General features: G+C 54.3%; 15 protein-coding genes and 1 tRNA gene. 14 read left to right on the top strand and 2 right to left on the bottom strand.

Going from position 1 to position 16154, the window contains the following annotated elements; all coding sequences use genetic code 11:
* Window positions 1-2: 2 nt before the first annotated feature.
* Window positions 3-2084, top strand: a complete 2082-nt coding sequence (locus tag J7413_RS06980; protein ID WP_209097360.1) for an enoyl-CoA hydratase-related protein — start codon at window positions 3-5, stop codon at window positions 2082-2084.
* Here the strand turns inward: J7413_RS06980 and J7413_RS06975 are convergent.
* On the bottom strand, window positions 2081-2296 hold the full coding sequence (locus J7413_RS06975) for a hypothetical protein (RefSeq protein ID WP_209063101.1): 216 nt from the start codon (window positions 2294-2296) through the stop codon (window positions 2081-2083). The genes J7413_RS06980 and J7413_RS06975 overlap by 4 nt on opposite strands.
* 282 nt (window positions 2297-2578) lie before the next feature.
* Between J7413_RS06975 and J7413_RS06970 the strand changes: the two genes are divergently transcribed.
* Window positions 2579-2842, top strand: a complete 264-nt coding sequence (locus tag J7413_RS06970) for a DUF2312 domain-containing protein (protein ID WP_209063099.1) — start codon at window positions 2579-2581, stop codon at window positions 2840-2842.
* A gap of 84 nt (window positions 2843-2926) precedes the next feature.
* Here J7413_RS06970 and J7413_RS06965 read toward each other — a convergent pair whose 3' ends face one another.
* Window positions 2927-3802 carry a hypothetical protein gene (locus tag J7413_RS06965; protein ID WP_209097735.1) on the bottom strand — a complete coding sequence of 292 codons (876 nt, stop codon included), beginning with the start codon at window positions 3800-3802 and terminating at the stop codon, window positions 2927-2929.
* A gap of 140 nt (window positions 3803-3942) precedes the next feature.
* On the opposite strand from J7413_RS06965, the gene J7413_RS06960 reads away from it, so the two are divergent.
* The 12 genes from J7413_RS06960 to J7413_RS06910 all read left to right on the top strand — a co-directional run bounded on the left by J7413_RS06960 (window position 3943) and on the right by J7413_RS06910 (window position 16148).
* Window positions 3943-5595 carry an iron ABC transporter permease gene (locus tag J7413_RS06960; RefSeq protein WP_247743409.1) on the top strand — a complete coding sequence of 551 codons (1653 nt, stop codon included), beginning with the start codon at window positions 3943-3945 and terminating at the stop codon, window positions 5593-5595.
* Window positions 5596-5643: 48 nt separating this feature from the next.
* A tRNA-Thr gene (locus J7413_RS06955) sits at window positions 5644-5719 on the top strand.
* Window positions 5720-5821: 102 nt separating this feature from the next.
* The gene (locus J7413_RS06950) at window positions 5822-7132 is read left to right on the top strand and encodes a tyrosine-type recombinase/integrase (RefSeq protein ID WP_209097358.1); all 1311 of its coding nucleotides are present in this window, start codon (window positions 5822-5824) and stop codon (window positions 7130-7132) included.
* Window positions 7129-7383 carry a hypothetical protein gene (locus tag J7413_RS06945; RefSeq protein WP_209097357.1) on the top strand — a complete coding sequence of 85 codons (255 nt, stop codon included), beginning with the start codon at window positions 7129-7131 and terminating at the stop codon, window positions 7381-7383. Before J7413_RS06950 ends, J7413_RS06945 begins: the two co-directional genes overlap by 4 nt.
* Window positions 7384-7529: 146 nt before the next feature.
* Complete coding sequence (locus J7413_RS06940; protein WP_209097356.1) at window positions 7530-8636, top strand: DUF262 domain-containing protein; 1107 nt, start codon at window positions 7530-7532, stop codon at window positions 8634-8636.
* A 9-nt stretch (window positions 8637-8645) separates the two neighbouring features.
* Window positions 8646-9290: an MAE_28990/MAE_18760 family HEPN-like nuclease gene (locus tag J7413_RS06935; RefSeq protein WP_247743387.1), complete on the top strand. Its 645-nt coding sequence runs from the start codon at window positions 8646-8648 to the stop codon at window positions 9288-9290.
* Between the two features lie 889 nt (window positions 9291-10179).
* Window positions 10180-10770, top strand: coding sequence for a DUF3102 domain-containing protein (locus J7413_RS06930; RefSeq protein ID WP_209097355.1), 591 nt, complete (start codon window positions 10180-10182; stop codon window positions 10768-10770).
* A 1726-nt stretch (window positions 10771-12496) separates the two neighbouring features.
* On the top strand, window positions 12497-12718 hold the full coding sequence (locus J7413_RS06925) for a hypothetical protein (RefSeq protein WP_209097354.1): 222 nt from the start codon (window positions 12497-12499) through the stop codon (window positions 12716-12718).
* Between the two features lie 33 nt (window positions 12719-12751).
* On the top strand, window positions 12752-13207 hold the full coding sequence (rnhA, locus tag J7413_RS06920; RefSeq protein ID WP_209097353.1) for a ribonuclease HI: 456 nt from the start codon (window positions 12752-12754) through the stop codon (window positions 13205-13207).
* 466 nt (window positions 13208-13673) lie between these two features.
* The gene (locus J7413_RS20485) at window positions 13674-14144 is read left to right on the top strand and encodes an Arm DNA-binding domain-containing protein (RefSeq protein WP_247743386.1); all 471 of its coding nucleotides are present in this window, start codon (window positions 13674-13676) and stop codon (window positions 14142-14144) included.
* A 30-nt stretch (window positions 14145-14174) separates the two neighbouring features.
* The gene (locus tag J7413_RS20480; RefSeq protein WP_247743385.1) at window positions 14175-14864 is read left to right on the top strand and encodes a site-specific integrase; all 690 of its coding nucleotides are present in this window, start codon (window positions 14175-14177) and stop codon (window positions 14862-14864) included.
* A 429-nt stretch (window positions 14865-15293) separates the two neighbouring features.
* Window positions 15294-16148, top strand: coding sequence for a hypothetical protein (locus J7413_RS06910; RefSeq protein WP_209097352.1), 855 nt, complete (start codon window positions 15294-15296; stop codon window positions 16146-16148).
* Window positions 16149-16154 lie beyond the last annotated feature (6 nt).

Genomic DNA, 16154 nt, shown 5'->3' with positions numbered 1-16154 from the left:
GCATGACGCAGTTGTTAGACTACCGTATCGAGGGAGGGGTTGCGATCCTTTCTCTGCAAAAGCCGCCCGCAGAGCTGCGCGGCGCGCCCGTGCGTCTCGCCGTGCAGGAAGCGCTCCTGCGTGCCTTGGACGATCAAATGGTTGGCGCGATTGCCTTGATTGGGGCGGCAGGTGATTTTGCAGGGGGGAGCGACTATGCCGAAATTGGCGCCCCCAAGAACCCGCTGCGGCTTGCTGATCTGTGCAACGCAGTGGAGGCTGCGTCTAAGCCCGTGGTGATTGGTTTGTCCGGCGCTGTTGTGGGAGGGGGGCTGGAGTTTGCACTGGCCTGTCATTATCGCGTGGCGGACAGGGGCACACAATTTGCCATGCCAGAGGTTGCGCTGGGGGTGATTCCCGGTGCTGGTGCGACGCAACGCGCGCCCCGTCTCATGGGCGCGGATGCGGCGCTGAAACTCTTGCTGGCAGGGGCTGTTTTGTCCCCCGATGCGCCAGAAATGACGGCCGTGGTGGATGATATCGCTGATGGCGAGGTGGACGAGGCGGCAGTGCTGTTTGCATTGACCTGTATCGCGACGTTCAAACCGGCCCGACCGACGCGGGATGTGACCAAGGGGATCAGCGATTTTGCCGGGCATCAGGCCACGATTGATGCCTGGCGTAAGCGGTTGCCCGCACAGGGGCAGGATGCTGCGCATGCGATTGTGGAATGTGTGCGTGTGGCGCCACTCCTGCCAATTGATGTGGGGCTGGACTTTGAGAGAGATCGTTTTGAGGAATTGTTGAACGGGCCGCAGCGAAAAGCGTTGCAGCATGTGGCGTTGGCGGAGCGGAAAGATGTGCGGCTGTCGGCTGCGGCAGGGGTGCCTGCGCGGGCCGTGCGCAGGCTCGGTGTGATCGTGGGGCGTGACCGTCTGGGGGCCGAACTTGCGCTGGCTGGGTTGCGCGCAGGGTTTGAGGTGATGTTGGTCGCCCAGCTGCCGGTGGCACTTGAGCTGGCCTACAAGCGGATAGACGCAGTGCTGAACCGCCAGCTGGAGCGCGGCCAGATTTCGCCTGATCAGTCAGACAAGATGCGCGCGGCGCTGTCGATTCGTAAGGATCTGGTGGCGCTGCGTGCCGTTGAAATGGTGATTGATGCGGTGGGGCTTGGCCGCGAGGTATCCCGCCAACTGGTAACGCAGCTGGATGGCATTGTGGAGGACGGCACCCTGATTGTCGTTCATGATCCAGAGGCGCCGCTTGAGATTTTGGCGCAAGCCACGGAAAGCCCGGAAGATCTGTTGGGGCTTTATGTGCCCAATCTGTATCTGCGCACGTCAGGGGCAGAGGTCGCTGTGGGGACGCACACCTCCACGGTTGCGATCGCCACCTGTTTTGATGTTCTGACCAGAATGGGGCTCTTCCCCGTGCAAGCTGCGGCACAAGTGGGCTTGATCGGCCAGACGGTCATGGGAGCCTGTGTGGCGGCCGGGGAAGATCTGTTGCGTATGGGGGGCGACCCCTACGAGATTGACCGCATTCTACAGCGCTGGGGCATAGCGCGTGGGCCGTTTCAGGTGGCGGATGCGTTGGGGTTGAACGCCCCAGGATTGCGGGCGGCTGGGGCCAGCCTGTCGGCCACATTGTATGACAGCGGGCGCGAAGGGCGCGATATGCGGAAGGGATGGTATCTCTATTCCGCAGAACACCCGCTGGGGGCGGAGGATGCGCACACGCAGGACCTTTTGACAGCGGCCTTGGCGGAGGACAGCCGCCCCATGCCCAAGACCGGACGCAAGGAAGCAGATGTGATACGCACCTGTCTGGCGGCCATGGCCAATGCCGGTGCGCAGCTGTTGCGCCGCGGGGTCGTGAAAGCCCCAGCTGAGATCGACGTTGCTATGATCCACGGGTTTGGCTTCCCGCGTTGGCGGGGCGGGCCAATGATGGCAAGCGACCAGATGGGATTGATCCCATTGCGCACGCAGTTGCGGGTTTTGGCCGAAGGGGGGCAGGCGCAGTGGCAGCCTGAGCCTATATTTGATGAGTTGATAAGAGAGGCGCGCGGATTTGACAGTTTGAATGCGCCGACAGGTGGTTAAGAGAAAGAAATCCCAACCATCACCACCATAAGGCCGATGACGGACAGAAACAGCGCCCCCATGTTGAGCGGCACAACTTTCTGAACGGCTGCGCGCAGCTCTTCGTCAGAGAGGCCAGCGCGTTTGGCCTTGGCGACTTTCACGATGGAGAGCATGAGGCCCAGCAGACCAATCAGCGACAAGAGGGCGCCGCCCCAGATCATCCATTGCATGTGGTGTTCCTTCAATTGCGAGGCCGGGCCGTTGGGGCCGCGTCAGCCGTGAAAAGCGCCTAGCGGATTGTGGGGCAGGGATCAAGCATGGGCGCGCCTGGTGCGACAAACCGGGGCAGAGGCCCCACGTTGCGAGAGAATTGGCCGATGCGCGCGGAGTGCCTCTTGCATGGCAGCGCGCTTTACGGTCTATACGGGCCTTATTAATTGGCGTCTGAGCAGGCGTCGTGGGTGTTGCGGGATGTCCCGAACACGCGCATCAGGCAAGACAAGAGGTCACTTATGAGCGAAGGCACATCGTCAGACTCCCAATACAGCGTCACCGGTCAGGAGCTGAAGCAATTCATCGAGCGCGTGGAGCGTTTGGAAGAAGAAAAGAAAGAAGTGTCTGAGCAGATCAAAGAGGTCTTTGCTGAGATGAAAGGCCGTGGATTTGATGTGAAGGCGATCCGCACAATACTGCGCGAGCGCAAGCAGGATCCAAACGACATTGCCGAGCAAGAGGCAGTGATCGACATGTACAAAGCGGCGCTTGGCATGGGATAACCTGCGCAGTCGCAGAGTTCACACGGATTGGAACGGCTCCTTTGGGGGCCGTTTTGTTTTTTGAGGTGTCAGGGTTTTGAAATGTCAGGGGTGAAGCAAGGTCACACCGGGAATGCGCCCGATGTGAAAGACGTCTTCGTCGTAAGCATCTGACATGTCTTCAACCATGTCTGACGTCCAGCCGGGCAGGTCGAGCTCTTCTTCGATTTCGTCTTCAATGGCAAATTTATCAAGGAAGGCTGCATATATCCGGCGTTTCTGAATTTCCGTTACTCCAGGATTGTCCGCCATGAATTTGGTCAGGCGTGTGAAACCTTCCTCGCTCATGATATCGTGCAGCAGATCCATTCCGCCTGACATCGGCGTGTTGGGATCAAGACCGGCCATTTCGCGCAGCACTTCTTCCCAGATCAGCGGCGTGTCTTCATTGCACCACACGGTGATCGGCATATGCGGGACCGCTTCACGCATGCGCAAAATCAGCTCCGACCAGCGCAGCAGCATCGGATCACAATTGTCGGTGATCTCCTCAACGCTGTGGCGCGGTGCGGCGCGCACCAGTGCCGGCACAAAGGTCGCCGGGTTGCGAATAGAGAGAAAGATCTCGACCTCTTCTCCGTAAAACAGCTTCGACAAGCCGCACATGCGATCAGTTGCATTTGGAAAGAAGGTGTTGTTGCGAATAACGCGTCGGGGCACGCCGAAGAAATTGTCGTTTGACATCACAAGGCGCTCGGGAGTGGACGTCCCGATCATGCCAGAGAGCAGGGCCCCCTTGTGGTCTGTGGCCAGAACTTCGTTTGCCATATTGGAAAGTGTGTCGCGCAACTGGCGCCGATAGCTGCTTGGCCGCGGCAATGCGATGCCATGGCGTGCAAGCAACGCCTCGTCCTGAGAAAGGCTGCGAAGCAGTTTTCCCTCATCGGTGTAGTGTGCGCCTGCGTGTAGGACAATCTGCATGTTCTTTTCGTTTTTGGATTGTGCTTGCGCTAAGTATAGCTTCGATTCTGGACAGTGAAACCAGATTCAGGCAACAGAAAGGCCTTACAAAGGAAAACACCGTGAAAACTACCGCTTCCTCGACCCAGGCTGGCGCCGAATTGACTGCTTCTGACGCTGGCGGAGCCTTGCGGCGCTTGCCATGGCTGGATGCCTGGTCTGTTGGGGCGCTGATCATTGCTGCCCTTGTGCTGGCACCTATTCTGGCTGTGGTCTGGATTGCTTTTCACCCGGTGGAAAACATCTGGCCACATATGATGTCGACCACATTGCCGCGCTATATGCGCAATACCTTGATTCTGATGGTGTCTGTCGGGACGCTGGCGGCAACGATGGGGGCCACGACGGCCTGGCTTGTCTCTCGCTATCGGTTTTTGGGCGCGCGCTGGATCGAATGGGCGCTGTTGCTGCCGCTCGCGATCCCGGCCTATGTCGGCGCTTATGCACTGGTCGATTTCCTTGAATATGCCGGGCCTGTGCAAACCGGCCTGCGCACGCTGTTTGGCTGGCAGACCAGCCGGGATTATTGGTTCCCTGAAATCAGGTCGATGGGGGCTGCGGTTCTGGTGCTGTCGGCGGCGCTGTTTCCTTATGTGTACATCTTGGCGCGCGCCGCGTTTCGCGAGCAATCCGGGGCAGGCGAAGAAGTCGCACGTTCATTGGGGGCAGGTGCCTTTGCCCGGTTCTGGCGGATCGGCCTGCCGCTGGCGCGCCCAGCGATCGCAGCAGGCACGGCCATTGTGATGATGGAAACGGTGAATGATTTTGGCACGGTGGATTATTTTGCGGTGCAGACCCTGACCACAGGCATTTTTAGCGTCTGGCTGGAAAGCAACAACGCAGGCGGTGCTGCGCAGCTTTCCAGTGTGGTGCTGATGCTGGTGATTGTCTTGGTCACGATGGAAAAGGTGAGCCGCCGGAAAGTGCAGTTCTTTAATCTGAGCACCCGTCAGCGTGCGCCAGAGCGCACGCATCTGCGTGGTTTGCCCAGTGCCCTGGCCTTTGCCTTTTGTTTGTTGCCCTTTGCGCTGGGCTTTGTGCTGCCGTTTTCGGTGATTGCCCATCAAGCGATTGGCAATCTGGACCGCTGGCAGGATCCTGCGCTGTTGACGGCGCTGCTCAATACGCTGCGCGTGGGTGGAATCGCAGCTGCGCTGACAGTAACTGCAGGGGTCTTTATGGTATATGGTGTGCGCCTGTCTGGCCGCAGCCTGCCGCGTCTTTTGCTGCCCATCACGACGATTGGTTACGCCGCACCGGGGGCGGTGCTGGGGGTTGGCATTCTGCTGCCTCTGGCTGCGATGGATCACACACTTGCAGATTTCATCGAGGCGTTGACCGGCAGCCCGACCGGGCTTGTGCTGACGGGCACGTCGTTTGCCCTGATTCTGGCCTATTGTGTGCGATTCTTTGCGATTGCGCAGGGGGCCGCAGATGGGGCGATGGGGCGAGTCGCGCCAAGTCTGCCCCTCGCGGCACGCTCATTGGGCCGCAGTCGGGCGCAAGTGCTTTGGGAAATTTATCTGCCATTGGTGCGTGCCTCGATCGGTTCTGCGCTGCTTTTGGTGTTTGTCGATTGCGTGAAAGAGCTGCCCGCGACCATGCTGTTGCGGCCATTTAACTTTGATACATTGGCCACACGGGTGCATGAACAAGCCAGTTTGGAGAACCTCGGCGACGCCAGCCCGGGCGCAATTTTGATCGTCTTGGTCGGACTTGTCGCGGTTGGATTGCTTGCGCGTGCAAATAGATAAAAAAACCTCTTGCAGCCCCCGCGCCAAACCCTTAGACGAAGCTCCAGTGCCCCTATAGCTCAGCTGGTAGAGCAACTGATTTGTAATCAGTAGGTCCGCGGTTCGAGTCCGTGTGGGGGCACCATCACCTTCAGGAAAATCGTTCGTACCCCCCTTTAAACAAGGGCTTATTCCATCTTTTGCCGTGTTGTGCAGCACACTTTGGCACACACACGGAGCACACAAGATGGCTTTGACGATGAAGATTCGGCACGTGGACACGCTGGCAAATGGCGTGCTGCGGTTTCGCCGTAGGTTCCCCAAAGAAGTCGCTGAGAATCTCGGTCAGGGGTTCCTTCAGGTTCACATTCGGAATCGTGAAGGCATCGCCTTTCAGAGCGAGTATCAGGCGATTATGGCGGAGTTTGATCGGATAGTCTCAGACACGCGTGGAAAGCTAGGCGAGCGTGACCCAAGGCCTCTGATGACTCGCTGGCATGAAGCCTTAATGACGGCCAATGATCTCGTTCGCGCGCCTGTAGCGGCTTCACGTGAGGAAGATACTGCCTCCTTGGTCGATGGAGCAAAGATCTTCCCTCAACAGCCGCTCAATGTCCCATCAGTTGCCGATAACGCGCCCTCTTTGAGTGAAGCCGTTGAGAAGTACCGTACAGTGAAACGCATGAGTAAGAATGACAGTATCCGGCTTGATCGCACTGCGTCTCGTCTCGCCGAAGCCATTGGAGATTTGGGCAAGATCAAACTTACGGAGCTTCGACGTGAACATGGGCAACGCTTCCTTGACCACCTTCTTTCTCGCAAGACCAAAGCAGGCAAGCCAATGGCTGTTGGGAGCGTAGAGAAGGAGATCACAATCGCCCGCGCTATGGTCAACCGTGCGGCGCTTGAAATGGACGTCGAAGGTTTTCGAAATCCGTTTGAGAAACTGGAACTTCCGAAACATCAAGTCGCGGCTGTTGATGCCAAGTTGCCTTTGAGTGACGACCACGTGGCTTTCGTTAAGGGGAGCCTTCAGGAGGCCGATAGCGAAGATTTGCGGCGAGCGTGGACCATCCTTGCAGGGACCGGAGCAAGACTTGGCGAGATTGCAGGGCTTACTCTGGCTGACATTGATCTGGTTGCACATACGCCGTGCATTCATATCCGACCCAACAGCGTTAGGGGGCTTAAAACGACCTCTTCGGTGCGCTCTGTACCTTTGGTCGGTGAAGCACTCGGTGCCGCTCAAGGGCTGGTAAGTCTTTCTGATGGGAAGAAGACCACTGCGGTTTTCCCACGATATGCGAAGGAGAGGGGAGCCGACAAAATGAGCGCCGCGTTGATGAAGCATTTGAGGAAGACGACGAAGGACAAAAGGTTCTCAGTTCATGGCCTTCGCCACGCGCTTCAAGACAGGCTAAGGCTCGCAGGGGCACCCTCAGAGGTCTATCGGGGTATCTTAGGGCACAGTCAAACGGGTATCGCAGAGAGCACCTACGGCAGCGCTCAGGCGCGGATGAAGGTGGCCGCAGAGTGGATGGTCAAGGCTGGTGTTTGAGTACAATCCCCAAGAAGTACCTCGGGGACTACCGCACAAATGACCGTCAGACACCTTATGGTCTACGTCACAGGGTTGCCGCCAAGCTGAGATCAGCGGGGGCTGAGCAGATCGTCATTGACCGTGTGTTGGGCCACGCAATCGAAGACGTTGGCGCTGCGACTTATGGTGGTGTTGAGGATAGGCTTGAGGTGGACCGTAAGTGGCTGAAGAAGGCACTATTTCCTCTCGACACTGAGTTGCGCGGCTGACTTTGCCTCGCTGCAATAGCGGGTTTGTCTCCGCGGTTCGCTACAATAGGTTGAAATTCTGTAGTTCCTCTGTTTTTTGTTCCGTCTAGTAGTCAAAACATGAGCTCCTGTGTTTGGAGCTTTTAGAAGAAAGGACGGCGAATCTCATGACTTTGATCACCGAAGTGGAAAAGGCGCGCCAAGAAGTCGTTACCGATGGTTATGAGATGTCGCTGGGAGAAGTGATAAACCTTTATAAGGACGAAGAGCTAAAAATTGACCCAGCCTTTCAACGACTATTTCGCTGGGATGATCAGAGAAAGACTCGATTTATAGAGTCACTTTTGCTAGGCATCCCTGTTCCTCCTATCTTTGTTTATCAGGATGCAGATGGAGTGTGGGAGCTTATCGACGGCTTACAACGCATCTCAACTGTTTTGCAGCTTACGGGCGATTTGACCGGCGCACGCGCCACCGAATTGGGGCCATTGATTCTGAACGGTACACGGTTTTTGCCTAGTCTAAATGGGAAGCGTTGGAAACCTTCAAGTCCAGACACTGATGACGGGTTGGGGAGCAAACTTCAAATCGAGATCAAGAGATCACGGCTACGCGTCGAAATTTTGAAGGCGGAAAGCGCTGGAACAGCAAAATATGAACTCTTTCAGCGTTTGAATACAGGTGGTGCAAGCTTGTCCGAACAAGAGGTTCGCAACAGTATTGCCGTCTCAATTAACCCCGGATTTTATGAGTGGCTCATCCAGCTTTCTAAACATCCCTCTTTTGTCACAACCACACGCCAGACCGATTCTGCGCTGGAAAAAGAGGCTGGAACTGAATTGGTATTGAGGCTTGTTGCCTTCCGTCATGTACCATACGAAAGCGGGTTGGACGTACATGAATACTTAGATACTGCGTTATTTAAATTGGCTTCGTCTAAGACGCTGAATATGAAACAAGAGGGTAAGGCGTTCGAGAAGACATTCGACTATCTCGATGATGCTCTGGGTGCCGACGCGTTTCGTAAATGGAATGGCAAGAAATTCACCAGAAGTTTCCTGATGTCCCTGTTTGAGGTTGTAGCAACCGGTGTCTCCAGGAATTTGGATGATTTAGAAGCGATGGAATCTGAGGACCGAAATTTGTTTTTGCAGGAAAAAACAAAAGAGCTTTGGAACAATGAGACATTCAATAACAATTCTGGTGCAGGCGTCCGCGGTACGACACGTCTGTCAAATCTGTTGCCAATCGCAGCCACACTCATGAAGCCGTGAGGAACACTTATGGCGAGTGTTCGGACGCTTGACGAGATGCAGTCTGCGCTAGACCACGATATGGCTTGGCGCATTAAGGAAATAGCCGTTTTCAAAGGAGGTGCAGGAGAGAACGGGTCAAAGCGAAAACCCTTTATTCGCGCCGGTGTCGCTTTACTATATGCGCATTGGGAGGGCTTTGTAAAAAAATCTTCTGAAATCTATCTGGAGTACGTCGAAAGTAGATCGCTCAAATATAAAGAATTGAAAACCTGTTTTGTGGTCTTCGGCATGAAAGGGAAGCTTGATACCTTAGTCGAAAGCCGTAAATCATCGGCGAATGTCGAGGCTATGGACTTTGTTTTCTCGCATCTCGATGAAACGGCCAAACTCCCAATTCATGCTGCGATCAACACAGGGTCAAATCTAACTTCCAAAGTTTTTTCCAATATTGCTACCTCGTTGGACATCGACACAGCATTTTATGAGACGAAGTATAATCTGATTGATTCGAGTTTGGTCGCGCGACGCAACAAGATTGCACATGGCGAGTTCTTGGACATTGAAGGGCGGGAGTTCAATGCGCTTGTCGAGGAAATAACGGGACTAATGCGACAGTACAAAACTGACATCGAAAATGCTGCATCCCAAACATTGTACATGAGATCTGAATAGTGTCGTTGCGTTTTGGAGTCTGGGCTAGTTAAGAGAACTTCAACTTTCGTGGCTTCGATCTCCATAGCGTCGAAATTGAAGGGGAGCCGTGGTTTGCAGCAGCGGACGCTTATGCTGCCCTAAATCTCAAGAACGTAACCAAGGCCGACTCTAGATTAACTTCAAGTGAAGCTAGCCGCAAAAAGCTCTCAACAGCCAAGCGTGCACGACCGAATAATGTGGTCAACGAGAAGGCCCTGCTAGTTAAGAAAGAGGTTAGCGCGTCAGGTGCGCTAAGTTCACTCTAACCTTCAAACTTCGGAAGTTAGAGCACGGAATCTGTCTAGCGTGGCACGATCACGTCCAAACAAACTGATCTCAAAGCGAGGCTTGTAAGAATGTATCCTGCGCGCCCAACGAAAGAACCCGAAAGCCAAAGAGTTCCAAGATTGGGTCTTCAGTACGGTCCTGCCTTCCATCCGCAAGGACGGTGGCTACGTTGAGAACGAAGAGAAAGTTGCGACAGGCAAGATCGTTAAGTCCGCGCGGGTCATCCCAACCAAGGGGGAGATCATAAACTCCGCCGTGAACGTATATGACCGGGCCAAAGCTAATTGGATTAACTTAGGGCCGAACCTCGGGCACGCTGTGAACTGGTCTATGAGTCGAGCCTATACAAATTCGTATTGGTCACCTCAGGCGAAAAGAGTGAAGACTACCAAAGATTTTTTTTGTGTTTGCGCCAGATAGGGTGTCTGGCGGCGTGACAACAACTTCAGACCCTTAGATACGGTTTGCGTCACTACATGTCACCAGCCCCAAACATTCATCTTTTTCGTTCAAAATTAGATGCTTGACCGATGAATTTAAGCTTTCTACGTGCCCTTGACGACAACCACAAGGGGCACCCATGAACCACACCGCAGCAGCCTTCGAGACAACTCAAGACTTCCCTCAATGCGCCCCTAACGTGGCTCTTACGGAGACCGCGCGGCTTGCCGTGTCGGTCAACTCCAAGCACCGCGAAGTGCAGCGCCTAGGGCGCACCGCTAAGGAAATCGCTGCGGAGATCGGTGAAGAACTGATCAAGGTGAAAGCCGAACTAAAGCATGGCGAGTTTATCCCATGGATTGCGGAACACTGCATGTTCACGCGAAAGCGGGGGCATGAGTACATGAAGGTAGCCGAGGCGAAATGTAACTCGCGAGTGACATTTGACCGCTGCGACAGCATCCGCGAGGTTCTGGCGCTAGGGAAGACCCCCAAGGAACCACCCCAACAAACCCGTCCAGCCACCCTTGACGACCTCCGTAAGGTGGAGCGTTTGCGTGCCCTGAGGGATGACCCTGCGGCCTCTGAGGGTGAGCGGGAGAACGCTAAGGCGAAGCTTGAAGAGATCGAGAAAGTGGAACCTGAGAGTTCTCTTTTCGCTCATATCGGGGCCAGTGAGTTGAACTCATGTGGCTTGTGTCACGAACACACAGAAGGCAAACGACCATGACTACAGTACATGCTGAATACGGCGTTGTCACAGACCCTAAGTCACGGGAGTTTGTTCGATGGGTCCAGTACGAAGATGAAGCGATGCCTTTCTTCTCCGTGCGAGACTGCTTTCAATACATGGGAATAAAGCGCCTCGATATTCCCAAAGGGCCAAGCATCAAAGCGAGAGTCCGAGGAGCGGAGATGTGCAGGTTCTGGCGGGACAACTACGCGCATAGTGGCACCGAGGCCTATTTGGGCATCCAAGCCAACGATGTTCGGTTCCTAACGGATGTGCTGCGTCCAGAGCAGGCATTGAGTGTTGTGGGAGGAGTCGAGCGGCTTTGTTACTTCCTACTCAGGAACGGCCCGCTCTTGCTCATGGATACCACTTTTGTTTCACCGCAAAAATTTGACAGCCAGAGATATAGAGAGAGGTTTGCGCGTTCCCCCCGTAGCCCCCATCGTTGCTGTCATTGTATGCAGCCTTTGCCTTCACGGCCCTCTCGGCACTCCCCACAACATAGATAGCAACGACCCGAGGGAGACCTGAATGTGTGCTGTTTGTGTGTGCCGTTTGTGCCTTTGTGTTGTCCTGCCCGCCGACGAAAGACCCAAAGCCCCTTGTTTGATTGGCCTCACGGTCTCTTCGATTGGTTCCCTTGTACGGCACCGAACCGAGCTACGCGAATACGATAGACCAATGCGATACAGCGCTAACGGCTGCACTACCCACAGCATAGATGTAATAGAAACGAACAGCGAGGATATCTACCACGTCACCCGTAATTTGACCTCCAAACGACCGCTTGCGCGCATCTAAGTGTGGCTTGACGGGGAACATTTGATTTAGCGCTCAAAGCGCGAGATGCGAACCAATCGGAGGAGCGGAGACCCTCGGCAGATACTACGTGAAATTCGACGCATCTATGCAGAGGGGTGGATCTATAGATACCGTCGCAATTAGCAGATCGGAGTGAACATTACTCCTTGGCGAATGAGCCTCAAGCATAAGATGCTTGCCTGTCACACCGTATTGTCGGTCACGAAGAAGAGGAGCGGGCGAAATTCGAAGGCTTTGGCCACCGCGATCTGAAATCCGCCCTCCGCATATGTAATATACACCCTAGGGTGCTTCGGCTTCGCCTGCGCAAGCAATAGAACATCCACTATGCTAGATTTTAGGTCCTCCGAGCTTCGCCGTTAGACCCTTGGAATGACTGCTAACGAGCGACCCCAATTTCTGCTTCGCAGTCATGACCAAACAGATGAGTTGACCTTGGAGAGCATTCTAAGTGCTCACAATCTCCTCGGGTCTCCAAGGACGGAGCCACATGTGAACGCTGACTTCATATGGGTATCTGATTGAGACCCTGTGTAGGCCAGTACAGCATCAGGCGGCTTTCACATGAACCTTAGTTGAGTGGTCTGTCTGGCGACGAAAACCGACCTCACACTCACGTCACCACCACAATCACTGAAAGGAATTCGCCATACTCGACGCAGTCGATCCAATAATCATGTCTGAAATAGAAAGTTCACAGTGCCCCGGATGCGGTGCCTCATTCACGCCCAAGAGGTCCAATCAAGCTTATTGCTCAAGACTATGCCAACGCAAAGCCTCAAGAAATTCAGCTCGGGGAAACCGTAGTGCTGAAAACAAGCAACGCTCTTGGAAGCACTATGAGCGTGCGGCACGGCTCACGGAGATGATCTACTCAGTACCACCTCATGAGCGTCTTGGAATGATGCAGCACATCCTCTCCTTCATTCCCCATGATGCGGGCCTCAGAAACATCCTGACGGACCCTGAGCTTCACATGAAGCCCCCAAAAGCAGACAGCCGCAAGAACGTTACGAAGGCCGCAGACGCATACACGAAGAAGTTCTTTGGCCTCTCGATCAGGCGATACATCAACGCCGTTCGAACGGGACAGAAACCACAATGTGTCGAGCTAGAGAGCTAAGACACTGCCTCAAACACAAGAGAAAGATACGATATGACAAATGTCGAAATTACCATTCACACAGACGGTTGCTGCTCTGGCAATCCCGGTAAAGGGGGCTTCGCTGCCGTGGTCCGCCGCTACGAAGACGACACCGAGGTCAAGAAGCGGGTCGTGTGTGGCGACTCGCCTGATACCACTAACAACCGAATGGAGTTAGCCGCTGCTATCGCTGGATTACGTCAGATAAAGCGCGATGAAAAATCCAAAATAACGGTCTTTTCAGATAGCCAATATGTGGTCCTTGGAATGAACGAAAGGTTGGCCAACTGGCAGGCTAATGGCTGGCTGACTTCAAACAGACAACCGGTAAAGAACCGTCGGCAATGGGAGGAACTTCTTTCCGTCTCCGAGGGCTTACCGGTCCAATGGCGATGGGTTCGTGGTCACAATGGCGACTTCCGTAATGAGGAAGCCGATAAGTTGGCGAGGCAGGCGGCTGCCAGATAGAAATTTTGCTAGAAAGGCCCCAACACTTATCGTCGTGCTGGCGGCTACCTAGTATGTGACACTCGCTGAGTTTCCGGTTGTCTTCCAGCTATAGTGTGCTGGTGTAAGGAGAAAAATGGATACATTTTTTGAACATTCAGCCTTCACTAACCGCAGCACTTGACCACGAGTAGCGAAGCACACTAAACCTATCTTGCACAGCATACATAGTGGTCTTCTGCCGAAGGCAACCTATAGGTAACCGGTTGTTTTTCCTGATGGTTGTCCAGTAAGGGGGCGTTCGATTGTCCGTGTGGGGGCACCACTTAATCTTCCAATTGCGTCCGATCTAGTCTGATAGTAGCCTGTATTTGCAGGTTTTTTATATTGGTCTTGTTCCATGTTGTCCTGCCACGTCCAGCCAAGTCTGCCTCAATCGGGGGTATCTCTGGGGGTACGTGCCGTGTAGCAATTTGGAAGATACCCCATGACTGTTTTGAGCGATGCGAAGATTCGGGCACTCAAGCCTAAAGCCAAACCCTTCAAGCGCGCGGACTTCGATGGGCTGTATCTTTTGGTGAATCCGAGCGGCAGCAAGCTATGGCGCTTCAAGTATCGGCTTCACGGTAAAGAAAAACTGCTCGCGCTGGGCAAATATCCAGATGTGATTTTGGCGCAAGCGCGTATGCGTCGGGATGAAGCGAGAAGTTTTGTGGCGAGCGGTGTCGATCCGTCAGCGCAGCGCAAAGAGCAGCAAATCAATGAAGCTGCCGTGCAAAAAGATACCTTTGCGCTGTTGGCGGGCGAACTATTGGATAAGAAGCGCAAGGAGGGGCGTGCTGAAGCGACACTTGTGAAGACGGAATGGTTCCACAGGTTGCTCAACGCCGACATAGGGCACATGCCCATTAGCCGGATCACGGCACAAGACATCCTTGTGCCGCTGCGCAAAGTCTAGAAGAAAGGCAATCACGAGAGCGCCAAACGTATGCGCTCCGCAGCTGGGGCCGTTTTTCGCTATGCCATTGCGCTGGGCAAAGTTGATAATGATCCAACCTTTGGGCTCAAGGATGCTCTGATTCAGCATAAGGTCACGCATAGGGCCGCGATCACCGATCCTATAGAAGTCGGTGCTCTGATGCGTGCTATTGATGACTTCTCCGGGCAAAGGGCGACAAGGTTTGCTTTGCAGCTCCTCTCGATCACCGCCGTACGCCCCGGCGAGTTGCGGCTTGCCAGTTGGGACGAGTTCGATGAAGCAGGGGCTACTTGGACCATTCCGTCGGAACGCACCAAGATGCGTCGAGAGCATGTTGTTCCGCTGCCGCACCAGGCGCTGGGCATTTTGGCCCAGCTCAGGGAGCTGACAGGTTGGGGAAAGCTTGTGTTTCCCTCTATACGTTCGGCGCAACGGTCGATGAGTGACAATACACTCAATGCAGCTTTGCGTCGGATGGGGTATGGTAAAGAAGAAATGACCGCGCATGGGTTTAGGGCTGTTTTTTCAACGTTGGCGAATGAATCCGGGCTTTGGCATCCTGATGCCATCGAACGCGCCTTGGCGCATGTCGAGAAAAATGAAATTCGCCGAGCCTATGCACGAGGCCAGCATTGGGAGGAGCGCGTCAAGCTTGCCGAGTGGTGGGCCGACAAACTTGATGACCTAAGACAGGACTAAAGCCTAAATGAAAGACGCGGCCTCTATTTCCGCCGAACCAACAGAAACGTTGATGCAAGCTTGGATCTATCAGGCTTCATGGACCACGAGAGACGCGCTCCTCTTGGCGGAGGGCAATCACCGGATGCCGCAGATGCTGAGGAGCACATCGCACCGATCGCCGCGCTGCTAGAAAGGACAACAAGCGACGGAATACGATCAGCGGCACCAATAGATTGGCTCTGGTGGGGTGAGAAAAACGGTGTGCCCTTCCACAGCGATTGGTGGCTGGCAATCACGCCGCAAGGGCCCATCGGATTTGATGGTCAGCACTTTGCCCTGCTGCGCGAAGAGATGCTGTCAGATGCCTATCTTCAGCGCGAACGGCACTTGATCACCAAATGGGCGCGTAGGCCTTATTGGACACCCCGTGAAGCGATAGATCTATCCTTGAACTTTGATCCTTTCACCACCGATAGCTGGCGCGGGCAAGAGCCCGAATTTGGCAATACAATTCGGGAACGGGATGACCGATTTCGGATGCTGGGGCGTGCGGTTGAAGTAGGCGACATTTCTGAGAAGGCTGCTCCAAAGGACTATGTGCTCTGGCTGGACAAATGCGGCTACATCATCTCAGAGGCATGGCGTCGAGCTGTCGGGTTTGAGAGGAAGGTCTTTGGGGGCATGGAGCAGGATCAATTGTCCTCCCTTCAGGAAGAGAATGCGCGGCTAAGGCGAGATTTGGAAGAACGAGCGACACAGGCGACAGCGCAAGGCGACGTACAACGACGGCTTGCAGCGCTTGGCGACGAAAATGAAAATCTACAGCGACAGGTCGAAGCGCTGTCTGTTGTCTCAACCGATGATAAAAATGAAGAAGCCAATCAGATTAAGAAACTGCAACGCCGCATAAGGCAACTCACAGAAGGTCCCGCAAACCCGAGCGAAAAGAGTGCTTTAACGAGAAAAGTGATTTGCTTGGAGAAAATCCTGATAGGAGCGGTATGCGATGCCTATAACTTTGACCTGCGTGCCACGCGATCGGATACTGCGAAACAAATCGCGGCCAAAACAGTCGAACTTAACTGTGATGTAGCTGAATCTACGATTCTAAATTACATTAGGGAGAGCGCGAATACTCACGTCGATCCTGATGTATGGGGCCAAATGTACCCAAGAAAATATGGACCTGTCACGTTTTTGTGCCGCCCCAAGAGCTCTTTTAGGCCACTTTTCTCTCGAAAGCGACGGGGCTTTTCCAACCCAATGCTGAGTGCCGTCGGCGCGGATTGTAGAAACCGTTGATGTATT

Origin of the sequence: Shimia sp. R10_1 (genome assembly GCF_017744095.1) — a bacterium.
In the GTDB taxonomy this organism is placed as follows: Bacteria; Pseudomonadota; Alphaproteobacteria; order Rhodobacterales; family Rhodobacteraceae; genus Shimia.
Note: the sequence above shows the minus strand (reverse complement) of the source record. Positions and strands in the feature narration are given on the sequence as shown.

What these genes read in the sequence shown, in the direction of transcription:
- rnhA (WP_209097353.1), top strand. Translation starts at nt 12,752, where the DNA reads ATGACAAATGTCGAAATTACCATTCACACAGACGGTTGCTGCTCTGGC.
- J7413_RS20480 (WP_247743385.1), top strand. Translation starts at nt 14,175, where the DNA reads ATGCGCTCCGCAGCTGGGGCCGTTTTTCGCTATGCCATTGCGCTGGGC.
- J7413_RS06950 (WP_209097358.1), top strand. Translation starts at nt 5,822, where the DNA reads ATGGCTTTGACGATGAAGATTCGGCACGTGGACACGCTGGCAAATGGC.
- J7413_RS06965 (WP_209097735.1), bottom strand. Translation starts at nt 3,802, where the DNA reads ATGCAGATTGTCCTACACGCAGGCGCACACTACACCGATGAGGGAAAA.
- J7413_RS06940 (WP_209097356.1), top strand. Translation starts at nt 7,530, where the DNA reads ATGACTTTGATCACCGAAGTGGAAAAGGCGCGCCAAGAAGTCGTTACC.
- J7413_RS20485 (WP_247743386.1), top strand. Translation starts at nt 13,674, where the DNA reads ATGACTGTTTTGAGCGATGCGAAGATTCGGGCACTCAAGCCTAAAGCC.
- J7413_RS06980 (WP_209097360.1), top strand. Translation starts at nt 3, where the DNA reads ATGACGCAGTTGTTAGACTACCGTATCGAGGGAGGGGTTGCGATCCTT.
- J7413_RS06930 (WP_209097355.1), top strand. Translation starts at nt 10,180, where the DNA reads ATGAACCACACCGCAGCAGCCTTCGAGACAACTCAAGACTTCCCTCAA.
- J7413_RS06925 (WP_209097354.1), top strand. Translation starts at nt 12,497, where the DNA reads ATGATGCAGCACATCCTCTCCTTCATTCCCCATGATGCGGGCCTCAGA.
- J7413_RS06935 (WP_247743387.1), top strand. Translation starts at nt 8,646, where the DNA reads ATGGCGAGTGTTCGGACGCTTGACGAGATGCAGTCTGCGCTAGACCAC.
- J7413_RS06975 (WP_209063101.1), bottom strand. Translation starts at nt 2,296, where the DNA reads ATGCAATGGATGATCTGGGGCGGCGCCCTCTTGTCGCTGATTGGTCTG.
- J7413_RS06970 (WP_209063099.1), top strand. Translation starts at nt 2,579, where the DNA reads ATGAGCGAAGGCACATCGTCAGACTCCCAATACAGCGTCACCGGTCAG.